The organism is Pseudomonas frederiksbergensis (genome assembly GCF_017114915.1).
In the GTDB taxonomy this organism is placed as follows: Bacteria; Pseudomonadota; Gammaproteobacteria; order Pseudomonadales; family Pseudomonadaceae; genus Aquipseudomonas; species Aquipseudomonas frederiksbergensis_I.
This window is the reverse complement of record NZ_JAAUOE010000005.1, coordinates 41,628-54,048: the sequence shown is the minus strand read 5'-3', so window position 1 is coordinate 54,048 and position 12,421 is coordinate 41,628. Positions and strand designations below refer to the sequence as shown.

Genomic DNA, 12,421 nt, shown 5'->3' with positions numbered 1-12,421 from the left:
TTATTTCGTGGTCTGGCGCAGCAGCATGGTGCCACCGCGCTGGGTAAATTCAAGTTTGTTCAATGCGCTCATGCCGAGCAGCACTTGATTGCCGTGCAAACCGGGCGCCACCAGCGCGCGAACGTCACGCAGCACGATGGCGCCCAGTTGCAGCCGGTCGAGGCGGGTTCGATAGCCCTCGCTCAAGCCATTGGCCGTGCTCAGGGTCACCCCGAAGCCTTTTTCCAGTTTCAACCGCTCGGCCACTTCGGCCGGGATCGACACATCGGTCGCGCCGGTATCGAGCATGAACTCCACGGGCTGGCCGTTGATCTGGCCGGTGGCGACAAAATGCCCCTGGCTGTTGCCGATCAGTTTCACTTCGATAAAACCCTGGCCTTGCTCAGAGCTGACGACGGTATTGGGATTGTGTTGACGCGCCTCCCACTGACCGAAGAACCGCGTCGCCAGAAACAGCGCGGCGCACCAGGCCAGTATCATCAACACCCGACCGGCGCGCTTGCCCGGGGGCTGCTGGCTCATGACTTGGCACTCCAGCCACCTTCAGGCGCGGCAAAGCGCCAGACAATCGGGCGCTTTTCACCGTCGTTACGTGCGCCGTCGTTGTTATCAATGCCGATCCAGGCACCGCCGGCGTCCACGACCAGCGCTTCCGCCAGCCCATAGGCCTGTGAATAACGACGATTTTCCTGCAAGGCTTCGGCGGCAAACGACCAGCAGCGCTCGACCCTGGCCGTCATCGCGTCACGGCGACAGATCTGGAAGGCATTGCGCTCAAGGGTAAACAGCTTGCCGTCGAACAATGACAAATCGGCAAAATCCCGCGAGACCGCTTTGGCCTTGGGAAATTGCGCTGGCTGCATCTCCACACCCGCTTCGCTGAGCAACACACAACCACCGTCGCAATCCCACACCGTTTGCTGGCGCTTGATCAGCAGCAGACCGCGGCGCTCGCGCTCGGCGGCAAGCCACAGCGTGTCACCGGCCGGATTGATCGTCAGCCCTTCGAACAACGCATTGAAGTGCAGCAACATACCGCTGGCCCGTGCTTCGCGTACCAGCATCGGCGAGATTTTCAACCAGGACGCCGGCCCGATTGGCGGTACTTGCAGCACCGCGGCGTGGGCTTCGCTGACGATGTAACGGTTACCGGCGCTGTCGCAGGTGATGCCTTCGAAATCCAGGTCGCCACCGCGCACAAACGATGCCGCCCAGGTCCGCGAACGCAAGCCCCAGGGCAAACCGCTGTCGGGCGTCAGGGGTACGTCGATGCGCACGGTTTCGGCTTGCCAGGTGCTGTTGCGGGTGTCGAGGCGATAGATTTGATCATCGTCGCGATCCGAAACGGTCCACAGCTCCTTGCCACACTGGGCCAGCCCTGACAGATTGCCGCCGCGCATGCCGTCGACGGCATGTTCGGACAACAGGCGCAGCTCTGGCGCAGGCTCGGCAGAAACCGTCACCGAAGTCAGCAGCAACGCACACGCCAGGGCCCAGCCAAAGCGCATCAGCCCAAAACCTCGGCCAGGTTGCCTTTGGATTCCAGCCAGGTCTTGCGATCGCCGGCGCGTTTTTTCGCCAGCAGCATGTCCATCATTTCCGAGGTCGCGTCGAAATTCTCGCCCAGCGTCAGTTGCACCAGACGCCGCGTGTTCGGGTCCATGGTGGTTTCGCGCAACTGCGGCGGGTTCATTTCACCCAGGCCTTTGAATCGGGTGACCTGCGGTTTGCCGCGTTTTTTCTCGGCCACCAGGCGGTCGAGAATGCCATCGCGCTCGGCCTCGTCCAGGGCGTAGTAGATCTCTTTGCCCAGGTCGATCCGGTACAGCGGTGGCATGGCGACGTAGACGTGACCGGCATCCACCAACGGGCGGAAATGCTGGACGAACAAGGCGCAGAGCAAGGTGGCGATGTGCAGACCGTCGGAGTCGGCGTCGGCGAGGATGCAGATTTTGCCGTAACGCAGCTGGCTCATGTCCGCCGCGCCCGGATCGACACCAATCGCCACGGCGATATTGTGCACTTCCTGGCTGGCCAGCACTTCGCTGCCATCGACTTCCCAAGTGTTCAGAATCTTGCCGCGCAACGGCAGGATCGCCTGAAACTCCTTGTCCCGCGCTTGCTTGGCCGAACCGCCGGCGGAGTCACCTTCCACCAGGAACAGCTCGGAACGCATCGGGTCCTGCCCGGCACAGTCGGCGAGCTTGCCCGGCAATGCCGGCCCTTGGGTAATGCGTTTACGCTCGACCTTCTTGCTGGCCTTCAGGCGACGGCCGGCGTTGTTGATCGCCAGTTCCGCCAGCAGCATGCCGGTTTCCGGGTTGGCGTTGAGCCACAGGCTGAAGGCGTCCTTGACCACACCGGAAACGAAGGCGGCCGCTTCGCGGGATGACAGGCGTTCCTTGGTCTGACCGGAGAATTGCGGCTCCTGCATCTTCATCGACAGCACGAACGCGATACGCTCCCAGACATCTTCCGGCGCCAGCTTCACACCGCGTGGCAGCAGGCTGCGGAACTCGCAGAACTCGCGCATGGCGTCGAGCAGGCCCTGACGCAGACCGTTGACGTGCGTACCGCCCTGGGCCGTCGGGATCAGGTTGACGTAGCTTTCCTGAACGCTGTCGCCGCCCTCGGGCAACCACAGCAGCGCCCAGTCGACCGCTTCCTTGTTACCGGCCAGGCTGCCGCAGAACGGCTCGTCCGGCAGGCGCTCGAATTCGCTGACCGCGTCCACCAGGTAGGAGCGCAGGCCGTCTTCGTAATGCCATTCGACTTTCTCGCCGGTGGCCTTGTCTTCAAAACTGACCAGCAGCCCCGGGCACAGAACGGCCTTGGCCTTGAGCACGTGCTTGAGGCGACTGATGGAGAATTTCGGCGAATCGAAATACTTCGGGTCCGGCGCGAAGAACACGCTGGTGCCGGTATTGCGCTTGCCGACGGTACCGATCACTTCCAGCTCGGTTTTCTTGTAACCGTCAGCGAAGGTCATCTGGTATTCGTTGCCGTCACGTTTTACACGCACCCGGACTTCGGTCGACAAGGCGTTGACCACGGAAATACCCACCCCGTGCAAACCGCCGGAGAACTGGTAGTTCTTGTTGGAAAACTTGCCGCCCGCATGAAGCTTGGTGAGGATCAGCTCGACACCCGACACCCCTTCTTCAGGGTGAATGTCCACCGGCATGCCCCGGCCGTCATCGCAGACTTCCAGGGAGTGATCGGCGTGCAGGATGACCTGCACCGATGTCGCATGCCCGGCCAAGGCTTCGTCGACGCTGTTGTCGATGACTTCCTGGGCCAGGTGGTTCGGCCGACTGGTGTCGGTGTACATGCCGGGGCGTTTGCGCACCGGGTCGAGGCCCGAGAGGACTTCGATGGCGTCTGCGTTATAAGAGCTAGCGCTGGGAGTGGCCATGGGGTCTCGTCGTCAGTGTCAGTCAAAAAAAGAGGCGAGCAATCACAGTGCTGTGAAATCGATCGCCTGATACAAATCTGCGCCGATGCCGGCAAAACTCAACATTGCCGGCAGGTGCGCGGCAAAACCCTGGAAACTATGGTCGCCGCCGGCCTGAATGCGCAAGGCACAGGCCCGGTAATACTGTTGGGCGAGGCGATAGTCCAGCGTTTCGTCGCCGGTCTGCAACCACACCTGAAACCGCTGCGGATCCCGGGGCGCCGGCACTTCCAGCTCGGCCAGGGCCGTCACGTGGTCGTGGGTCATTTCCCAGGCCTCATTGGTATACAGGTTTTTCTGCGTCCCCAGAAATCCGTCAAACATCCGATGCGGGCTGACGGCCGGGTTGATCAGCAGGGCTTTCAAGCCATGGCGCTCGGCCAGGTGAGTCGCATAGTAGCCGCCGAGGGAGCTGCCGACCAGCAGTGGCCGCCCCAGTTCGGCAATCGCTTGTTCCAACTGAGCGATCGCCTCGCGAGGATGGTGATGCAGGGCCGGCACGCGCCACTGATCGCTCAAGCCCAGCCGCTCCATCACTGCGATCAACTGACAGGCCTTTTTCGACGCCGGCGCGCTGTTGAAACCGTGGATATAAAGGATCGAACCAGACATTTGAGCTCCCTGTGCGTCGGGTAAAGAAGGCGGAGTTTACAGGGTGTCGGGATGTGTTGGGTGCAGTGAAATCGGCACATCCGCAGGAAAAGTGTCAGTAGCCGTTGGAACCGTAATCGATCTTGAAATCGAAACCGGTGACACGCTCCACGCCCGTTTCCAGCCTGCCATCCGGCAACAGCCGCAACCACCGATACCCCGGCGCCTGCTCACTCACCTTGAAATCGTCGCTGCCTGGTTCGAACTGGATGCAGGTCGAGGGCGATGCGATCAGGCGAACACCGTTGCGCTCTTGATCAATTTCCTGATGCACATGCCCCCACAGCACTGCACGCACCTGAGGAAACCGATCCAGCACCGCGAACAACGCCTCTGGATTGCGCAAACCAATGGGCTCCATCCACGCACACCCGATCGACACCGGATGATGATGGAAACACACCAGATGATGCCGCTGCGGCGCCTCGCTCAACGAGCGCACGAGCAACTGCAACTGCTCATCTTGCAAATACCCCGGCACCGAACCTGGCACTGCCGAATCGAGTAACGTAATTCGCCAGTTACCGATGTCCACCACCGGTTCCAGCAATGCACTCTGTACCGCTGCCTCGGCCATGATCCGCGGCTCGTCGTGATTACCGGGAATCCAGCGTGCCGGCGCATCGATTTGCCGGGTGAGGTCGCGAAACAGCTGGTATGACTCCAGCGTCCCGTCCTGGGACAGATCGCCAGTGGCAATCACCAGATCGATCTGCGGTTGCTGCTGCAACACCAGCTCGATCACCTGTTGCAGGCTGTCGCGGGTATTCATGCCCAGCAACGTCTCGTGCCCCTCGGCAAACAGATGACTGTCGGAGAGTTGCACCAGCAACGCCGGATCGGCGGTGGTCAATGTGGATACGCTCGGCAAGGCGTTCTCCCAGGGCGTGATCACGGAATTGGATAAGTGCCGCAATTATGCTGGGGGACGATCAAAAGAGGAAACCTGTGAACCGGACGCAGTTCACAACTGCACGGGACTCTTAGCGCACAGCGGCGTACTCGTGCCCGCAAGCCAGGCAATGACTCAGCCATTCCCCCAGAAACAGATTGAGCTGAGCCTTTTCGTCCGGCTGATGCATCGCGGCGTTCGGGTAAGGATAGATGCCGCGAAAGCGTCGTGCATGTTCGGCGCTGATGACTTCGGCCATGCGCGCGTCGTGATACACCTGCACTTCCAGTTGCGGTATCGGCAACCAGGGCAGGCTGTGTTCCTGGCGTACTTGCAGGGTGGTGGTGTACGGACAGGCTTGCAGCACTTCCAGGGCCAGCACGCCCAGCATCTGGTCGCCCTGGGTCACGGCAATGCGCCGCGCTGCCGGATCGTTGCGCATGTCCGGCAACAGTCGCATCAGGCGCGCGTAGTTGGCCTCGCAGGATGCTTGCAGCCCCACGAGGTCGACCCGATAGCGATCGCGCAGCTTGTTTACGACCATAACCCCCTCACTTCAACGCGATTCAAAGCCAGCCACTGCAAGGCAATGATGCTTGGCGCGTTGGCAATACGTCCATCGCGCACGGCTTGCAGGGCATCTTCGAAAGCCCAGACCGTGACGCGAATATCTTCTGCCTCTTCCTCCAGCCCATGCAGGCCGCCCACCCCGGTGCTGTCGCAACGCCCCAGATACAAATGCACGAACTCGTTGCTGCCACCCGGCGATGGAAAATATTTGGTGATCGGCCAGAGTGCCCCGAATACAAGCCCAGCTTCCTCCTGCGCTTCGCGGTGAGCAACTTCTTCCGGCACTTCATCCTTGTCGATCAGACCGGCGACCAGTTCGATCAGCCACGGATTGTCAGTCTTGCCCATGGCGCCGACACGAAACTGCTCGATCAGCACCACTTCGTCGCGCTGCGGATCGTAAGGCAGCACGCACACCGCATCGTGGCGGACAAACAATTCACGATTGATCTCGCGACTCATGCCTCCGGCGAACAATTCGTGGCGCAAGTGCACGCGGTCGAGCTTGTAGAAGCCCTCGTAGCACTTTTCGCGCCGAACGATCTCTACGGCGGTCGGAATGGCGTTGGCAACATCAGTCATGACTATCCTCTTTACTGCAAATCCGTTACGAGGCTCCTTTTTGTGACTTGCAACCTCGACTTCGCGCCATCCTAACGCGCCCGCGATGTTTGATGCAGCCCCTTTACAGTCAGCGGGATAGACGGTGGGGACGAAACCAACTCTAATTAGCTTAGTGGCGAACTGATTGCTTGGTTGAGAGTCGAAGCGGGTAACTTTTCGCCTTCCCCTGCTTCATTAAGGACGCCCATGTCGCTTTTCAAGATCGCCTCCGTGGCCGCCATCGCCCTGACCCTGGGGGCGTGCCAGAGTCTGTTCCAGCCCAATTACCGGACGCCGCTGGAAACCACCCGCGACGCTTCCGAACAGCTGAAACCGGGCTGCGCCAACCCTGAATGCCCGCTGGTGAACATCGATACGCTGCACTTCCCGGCTGAGCCAGCCCTTGATGGCATCATCGAAAAACGCCTGCTGCAAATGACCCGCACCTCGCCCGACGCCCCCGTAGCGCCAACGCTGGCGGCGTATCGCGAGCAGTTTTTGAACAGTGCCGAGCCACGCTACAGCAGCTACTTGCAAGCCAAGGTACGTGAGCAGCATGACGGCTTGGTGATTATTGAATTGTCCAGCTACCTGGACACCGGCGGCGCCCATGGCAAGCCGGGCCGCGGGTTCATCAACTATTCACGCCAGCAGCATAAAGTGCTGACCCTGTCGGACATGGTGATCCCGGGTCAGGAAGAGGCGTTCTGGAAAGCGGCCCAGGTGGCGCACAACAGCTGGTTGATCAGCACCAAACTCGATCAGGAGCCGGAGTTCGTCAAGAGCTGGCCCTTCGTGAAAACCCAGAACGTGGCGCTGACGTACGGCGGGGTGATCCTCAAGTACGAAGTGAGCACCCTCGCGCCTTACGCGCTGGGTCACGTCGAACTGAAGATCCCCTACCCACGCCTGAACGGCATTCTCAAGCCTGAGTTGTTTCCCGGCCGTAGCTGAAGGCTCGACCTGTAGGAGCGGGCTTGCCCGCGAAGACGTCGGTACAGTCAACATTGATGTTGCCTGACACACCGCTTTCGCGGGCAAGCCCGCTCCTACAAGAGCTGCACCAGCCTCGAAAGACTGGCGCTGCGGGTCAGATCAAACCTTCTTGTACAGCTGACTGCCTTCCTGCTTGAACCGCTGCGCCTGTTCCGCCAGTCCCTGGGCGACTTCCGCATCGATGGTTTCGATCCGCTGGTTGGCCGCGTATTCACGGACTTCCTGGGTGATTTTCATCGAGCAGAATTTCGGCCCGCACATGGAGCAGAAGTGCGCGACCTTGGCCGAATCCTTCGGCAGGGTTTCGTCGTGGTACGAGCGCGCGGTGTCCGGATCGAGGCCCAGGTTGAACTGGTCTTCCCAACGGAATTCGAAACGCGCCTTGCTCAAGGCGTTGTCGCGAATCTGTGCCCCCGGATGTCCCTTGGCCAAGTCAGCAGCATGAGCGGCGATCTTGTAGGTGATGATCCCGGTCTTCACGTCATCCTTGTTCGGCAGGCCCAGGTGCTCCTTCGGCGTCACGTAGCAGAGCATGGCGCAACCGAACCAGCCGATCATCGCCGCGCCGATACCGGAGGTGATGTGGTCGTAGCCTGGGGCGATGTCAGTGGTCAGTGGGCCGAGGGTGTAGAACGGCGCCTCGTCGCAGCACTCCAGCTGCTTGTCCATGTTCTCTTTGATCAATTGCATCGGCACGTGGCCCGGGCCTTCGATCATGCACTGCACGTCGTGCTTCCAGGCAATTTTGGTCAGCTCGCCCAGGGTTTCCAGTTCACCGAACTGCGCTTCGTCGTTGGCGTCGGCAATCGAACCCGGACGCAGGCCGTCGCCCAGCGAGAAGCTGACGTCGTAGGCCTTCATGATTTCGCAGATGTCTTCGAAATGGGTGTAGAGGAAGTTCTCTTTGTGGTGCGCCAGGCACCACTTGGCCATGATCGAACCGCCACGGGAAACAATGCCGGTCACGCGCTTGGCGGTCAGCGGCACGTAACGCAGCAACACGCCGGCGTGGATGGTGAAGTAGTCGACGCCCTGCTCGGCCTGTTCGATCAGCGTGTCGCGGAACAGCTCCCAGGTCAGGTCTTCGGCGACGCCATTGACCTTCTCCAGTGCCTGGTAGATCGGCACGGTACCGATCGGCACCGGCGAGTTACGGATGATCCATTCGCGGGTTTCGTGAATGTGCTTGCCAGTGGACAAGTCCATGACCGTGTCCGAACCCCAGCGAATGCCCCAGGTCAGTTTCGCCACTTCTTCTTCGATGGACGAACCCAAGGCACTGTTGCCGATGTTGCCGTTGATCTTCACCAGGAAGTTACGGCCGATGATCATCGGTTCCAGTTCGGTGTGGTTGATGTTGGCCGGAATGATCGCGCGACCGCGGGCGATCTCTTCACGGACGAATTCGGGGGTGATGACTTTCGGTACGCTGGCGCCGAAGCTGTGGCCGGCGTGTTGCTGGTCCAGCAGACCGGCGGCGCGGGCCACTTCGAGCTTCATGTTTTCGCGGATGGCGACGTATTCCATCTCGGCGGTAATGATGCCTTTGCGGGCGTAGTGCATCTGGCTGACGTTGGCCCCCGGCTTGGCGCGGCGCGGGTTGTTGACGTGGGCAAAACGCAGCTTGGTCAGCTCCGGATCGGCGAGGCGTTCCTGGCCGAAGTTGGAGCTCAGGCCGGACAGGCGCTCGGTGTCGCCACGGGACTCGATCCACGGTGAACGCACATCGGCCAGGCCTTTGCGCACGTCGATGATGACGTTGGGGTCGGTGTACGGGCCCGAGGTGTCATACACCACCACCGGCGCGTTGATTTCACCGCCGAAGTCGGTCGGGGTTACGTCCAGGCTGATTTCGCGCATCGGCACGAGGATGTCCGGGCGTGTGCCCTGAACATAGATTTTTTGCGAGCGGGTAAACGGCTGAACCGATTGCTGATCGACCTTGGCCGAGTCACTCAGGTTGGTTGCGATTTTTGATTTTGTAGTCATCACGGGCTCTCCAGACACACATCCAGGCAGTGGATTTTTGTCGGAGCGAACCTGTAAACGAATGGACGCACGGGCGCTGGAAATTCCAGCAGGTGCTGTGCTCGATGCTCGAGGGGTGTTCGATTGTCGAACAACATCCCGGACGAAGCACAAGAGGACTCGCCGGGTGACGAGAAATCTTGTTCCCTACGCAGGCGCTAACCTGATCAGGTTCAACGGGATCCGAAATTATTCGATCTCAGCCTCATAGCAAGGCACCCCGACAAGAACCCGGCCAGTCTAGACATAACCGGCAAAGAACGCCAACACCGCGGCAAACACCATGATGAATGGCGCTATTAACGGATTGTTGCCGTACGTGCGTGCAACTACACTCGCTACGCCCTGCCGCGCCTTGACGCTCTGTCTTGACGCTGCAGGGCGCCGCGCCGTAGCCTTGGCGATCAAATTATCAGCGTAATTTTTAGGGATGGCCTCATGCTGCGCAAACTCTCACTGGCCCTTGCCGTGTCTTGTGCGTCCAATGGAATGGCTTGGGCAGCAGAAGCGCCCTTATCGACCAAGACCGACCTGGTCAGCGTCTATCAGGAAGCGGTGGACAACAACGCCGATATCGCCGCCGCCCGCGCCCAATACGGCGCCCAGAAGGAAGTCGTGCCCCAGGCCCGCGCCGGGCTGTTGCCCAACCTCTCGGCCGGTGCCGACCTGAACAACACCCGCACCGCGCTCGATCAGCCATCGGTGACCTCGACCCGCAGCGGCACGGTGTATCAGGCGACCCTGGCGCAACCGATTTTCCGCGCCGACCGCTGGTTCCAGTTCCAGGCCGCCAAGGACGTCAATGAACAGGCCGCCTTGCAACTCTCGGCCACTGAACAGAACCTGATCCTGCAAAGCGCCGAAAGCTACTTCAACGTACTGCGCAGCCAGGACAACCTGGCCTCGACCAAGGCTGAAGAAGCCGCCTTCAAGCGCCAGCTCGACCAGTCCAACGAGCGCTTTGACGTCGGCCTGTCGGACAAGACCGATGTACTGCAATCCCAGGCCAGTTACGACACGGCACGGGCCAACCGGATTCTCGCTCAGCGCCAGGTGGATGACGCGTTCGAAGCGCTGATCACCCTGACCAACCGTCAATACAACTCGATCCAGGGCATCGTCCATACCTTGCCGATCCTGCCGCCGGCACCGAACGACGCCAAGGCCTGGGTCGACACCGCCGCCAAGCAGAACCTCAATCTGCTGGCCAGCAACTACGCGGTGAGCGCCGCCGAAGAAACCCTCAAGCAGCGCAAGGCCGGGCATGCGCCAACTCTGGACGCGGTCGCGCAATACAAGAAAGGTGACAACGACGCCCTCGGTTTTACCAACCCGAGCGCGACCGGCGTGCATTACGGCGGCGATGCGGAACAACGCACCGTCGGCCTGCAATTGAGCATCCCGCTCTACAGCGGCGGGCTGACCAGTTCCCAGGTACGCGAGTCTTACTCTCGACTGGACCAGACCGAGCAACAACGCGAGGCGCTGCGTCGCCAGGTCGTGGAAAACACCCGTAACCTGCACCGCGCCGTGAACACCGACGTCGAGCAGGTGCAGGCACGTCGGCAGTCGATCATTTCCAACCAGAGCGCGGTGGAAGCGACCGAAATCGGTTATCAGGTGGGGACGCGCAACATCGTCGACGTGCTCGATGCCCAGCGCCAGCTGTACACCTCGGTACGCAACTACAACAACACGCGCTACGACTACATCCTCGACAACCTGCGCCTGAAACAGGCCGCCGGCACCTTGAACCCGGGGGATTTGCAGGACCTGACCCGTTATCTCAAAGCGGACTACAACCCGGACAAGGACTTCCTGCCCCCGGATCTGGCTAAAGCTGCGGCCGACCAGCTCAAAGCCAGACCTTAAAAAGCAATAGATCGTCCGAAGGCTTGGGCCGCGTTCGGACGATCTTTTTTGTTCGCGCGACTCGGTCTATCGCTCGATCAACCTGCCCAACCCATCCAGCAACCGCTGCAACGCGCCCTGATTGGTGCGCATCACCTTCAGCCCCGCCTCGGCCATCCGCTGCGCATCGCGCGGCAATTCGAACAGCCGCTGCACCGCCAGCGCCAAACCTTCGGCATCATCAACCTCGGCCAACGCCCCGGCGCCGCGCAACTGCGCGGCGATTTCAAGGAAGTTGAACAGGTGCGGTCCGCTGAGCACGGGTTTGGCCAGGGCCGCCGGCTCGAGCAGGTTATGGCCGCCATTGGGCACCAGACTGCCGCCGACGAAGGCGCTGTCGGCCAAGGCGTAGAGAAACAGCAACTCGCCCATGGTGTCGCCCAGCAGCACCGAAGTGCCGGCAGTAACCGGTTCGCCCGTCGAGCGCCGCACCGTGGCGAAGCCTTGCTGCCGGCACAACTCGAACACCGGGTTGAAGCGTTCCGGATGGCGCGGCACCAGAATCAGCAAGGCATCGGGATGATTGATCAGCAGCTGACGATGGGCAGCCAGCACCACCTCGTCTTCGCCTTCATGGGTACTCGCGGCGATCCATACCGGACGTTCTTGCGCCTGCCATTGCCCACGCAATTGGGCGGCACGCTGCAGCAGTTGCGGGTCGATGGTCAGGTCGAACTTGATCGAACCGGTCACTTCGACGGTTTCCGGGCGTGCGCCCAGATCGCGGAAGCGCTGCGCCTCGGCTTCGGTCTGCACGGCGAACAGGCTCATCTCGGCGAGCATCGGCCGGGTCAGTTTATGGAAGCGGCCATAACCTTTGGCCGAGCGCTCAGACAGCCGCGCATTGGCCAAGGCCACGGGAATCCCGCGTTTGGCGCATTGGTGGATATGGTTGGGCCAGAGCTCGGTTTCCATGATCACCGCCAGTTTCGGCCGGGCCCGATCAAGGAATCGCTTTGCTGCGCAGGGCAAGTCATAAGGCAAATAGCAGTGCTGAATGCGCGGCTCGTTGGCGAACAGCGCCTGGATGCGCTCGGAGCCGGTCGGGGTCATGCAGGTGACGGTGATCGGCAACGTCGGATAGCGTTGCAGCAAGGCCCGGATCATCGGCGCCGCAGCGATGCTTTCACCCACCGACACCGCGTGCACCCAGAGGCCGTCCGGCTTCATTGCCGGCAGCGCGAGGGAGAAACGTTCGCCGATGCGCTTGGCGTACGCCGGCGCCTTGCGCGCCCGCAGCCAAAGCCGAATCGCTACCAATGGCAGTCCCAGGTAAAACAGCGCGGTGTAGAGAGTTCTATTCATGGCGGCGGAGT

General features: G+C 61.1%; 11 protein-coding genes and 1 riboswitch. Of the genes, 2 read left to right on the top strand and 9 right to left on the bottom strand.

The window, feature by feature from the left end:
* From HCU66_RS05620 to HCU66_RS05590, 7 genes are all read right to left on the bottom strand, one after another.
* On the bottom strand, positions 1 to 522 hold the full coding sequence (locus HCU66_RS05620) for a retropepsin-like aspartic protease family protein (RefSeq protein WP_205887547.1): 522 nt from the start codon (positions 520 to 522) through the stop codon (positions 1 to 3).
* Positions 519 to 1,508 (bottom strand): esterase-like activity of phytase family protein, encoded by a 990-nt coding sequence (locus HCU66_RS05615; protein ID WP_205887546.1) that lies wholly within the window; start codon positions 1,506 to 1,508, stop codon positions 519 to 521. Before HCU66_RS05615 ends, HCU66_RS05620 begins: the two co-directional genes overlap by 4 nt.
* Entirely contained in the window at positions 1,508 to 3,415 is a 1,908-nt protein-coding gene (parE, locus tag HCU66_RS05610; protein ID WP_205887545.1) for a DNA topoisomerase IV subunit B, read from the bottom strand. The genes HCU66_RS05615 and parE overlap by 1 nt, the downstream gene beginning before the upstream one ends.
* A gap of 42 nt (positions 3,416 to 3,457) precedes the next feature.
* Positions 3,458 to 4,066 (bottom strand): YqiA/YcfP family alpha/beta fold hydrolase, encoded by a 609-nt coding sequence (locus HCU66_RS05605; protein WP_205887544.1) that lies wholly within the window; start codon positions 4,064 to 4,066, stop codon positions 3,458 to 3,460.
* A 94-nt stretch (positions 4,067 to 4,160) separates the two neighbouring features.
* Positions 4,161 to 4,976 carry a 3',5'-cyclic-AMP phosphodiesterase gene (gene cpdA, locus HCU66_RS05600; protein WP_205887543.1) on the bottom strand — a complete coding sequence of 272 codons (816 nt, stop codon included), beginning with the start codon at positions 4,974 to 4,976 and terminating at the stop codon, positions 4,161 to 4,163.
* A 112-nt stretch (positions 4,977 to 5,088) separates the two neighbouring features.
* On the bottom strand, positions 5,089 to 5,541 hold the full coding sequence (locus HCU66_RS05595; protein WP_205887542.1) for a DUF1249 domain-containing protein: 453 nt from the start codon (positions 5,539 to 5,541) through the stop codon (positions 5,089 to 5,091).
* Positions 5,532 to 6,149: an NUDIX domain-containing protein gene (locus HCU66_RS05590; protein WP_205887541.1), complete on the bottom strand. Its 618-nt coding sequence runs from the start codon at positions 6,147 to 6,149 to the stop codon at positions 5,532 to 5,534. The genes HCU66_RS05595 and HCU66_RS05590 overlap by 10 nt, the downstream gene beginning before the upstream one ends.
* A 228-nt stretch (positions 6,150 to 6,377) precedes the next feature.
* Between HCU66_RS05590 and HCU66_RS05585 the strand changes: the two genes are divergently transcribed.
* Positions 6,378 to 7,124, top strand: a complete 747-nt coding sequence (locus HCU66_RS05585; RefSeq protein ID WP_205887540.1) for an RsiV family protein — start codon at positions 6,378 to 6,380, stop codon at positions 7,122 to 7,124.
* Between the two features lie 141 nt (positions 7,125 to 7,265).
* Here the strand turns inward: HCU66_RS05585 and thiC are convergent, their stop codons facing one another.
* Positions 7,266 to 9,155 (bottom strand): phosphomethylpyrimidine synthase ThiC, encoded by a 1,890-nt coding sequence (thiC, locus tag HCU66_RS05580; RefSeq protein WP_205887539.1) that lies wholly within the window; start codon positions 9,153 to 9,155, stop codon positions 7,266 to 7,268.
* 166 nt (positions 9,156 to 9,321) lie between these two features.
* A riboswitch (TPP riboswitch) is annotated at positions 9,322 to 9,427 on the bottom strand.
* Positions 9,428 to 9,632: 205 nt separating this feature from the next.
* Between thiC and HCU66_RS05575 the strand changes: the two genes are divergently transcribed.
* Entirely contained in the window at positions 9,633 to 11,066 is a 1,434-nt protein-coding gene (locus tag HCU66_RS05575) for a TolC family outer membrane protein (RefSeq protein ID WP_205887538.1), read from the top strand.
* A gap of 66 nt (positions 11,067 to 11,132) precedes the next feature.
* Here the strand turns inward: HCU66_RS05575 and waaA are convergent, their stop codons facing one another.
* Positions 11,133 to 12,410, bottom strand: coding sequence for a lipid IV(A) 3-deoxy-D-manno-octulosonic acid transferase (waaA, locus tag HCU66_RS05570; protein WP_205887537.1), 1,278 nt, complete (start codon positions 12,408 to 12,410; stop codon positions 11,133 to 11,135).
* Between the last annotated feature and the right edge of the window lie 11 nt (positions 12,411 to 12,421).

Excerpts from the sequence above, each read along its gene's own strand:
- HCU66_RS05620 (WP_205887547.1), bottom strand. The coding sequence starts at position 522 with ATGAGCCAGCAGCCCCCGGGCAAGCGCGCCGGTCGGGTGTTGATGATA.
- HCU66_RS05615 (WP_205887546.1), bottom strand. The coding sequence starts at position 1,508 with ATGCGCTTTGGCTGGGCCCTGGCGTGTGCGTTGCTGCTGACTTCGGTG.
- parE (WP_205887545.1), bottom strand. The coding sequence starts at position 3,415 with ATGGCCACTCCCAGCGCTAGCTCTTATAACGCAGACGCCATCGAAGTC.
- HCU66_RS05605 (WP_205887544.1), bottom strand. The coding sequence starts at position 4,066 with ATGTCTGGTTCGATCCTTTATATCCACGGTTTCAACAGCGCGCCGGCG.
- HCU66_RS05595 (WP_205887542.1), bottom strand. The coding sequence starts at position 5,541 with ATGGTCGTAAACAAGCTGCGCGATCGCTATCGGGTCGACCTCGTGGGG.
- HCU66_RS05590 (WP_205887541.1), bottom strand. The coding sequence starts at position 6,149 with ATGACTGATGTTGCCAACGCCATTCCGACCGCCGTAGAGATCGTTCGG.
- HCU66_RS05585 (WP_205887540.1), top strand. The coding sequence starts at position 6,378 with ATGTCGCTTTTCAAGATCGCCTCCGTGGCCGCCATCGCCCTGACCCTG.
- thiC (WP_205887539.1), bottom strand. The coding sequence starts at position 9,155 with ATGACTACAAAATCAAAAATCGCAACCAACCTGAGTGACTCGGCCAAG.
- HCU66_RS05575 (WP_205887538.1), top strand. The coding sequence starts at position 9,633 with ATGCTGCGCAAACTCTCACTGGCCCTTGCCGTGTCTTGTGCGTCCAAT.
- waaA (WP_205887537.1), bottom strand. The coding sequence starts at position 12,410 with ATGAATAGAACTCTCTACACCGCGCTGTTTTACCTGGGACTGCCATTG.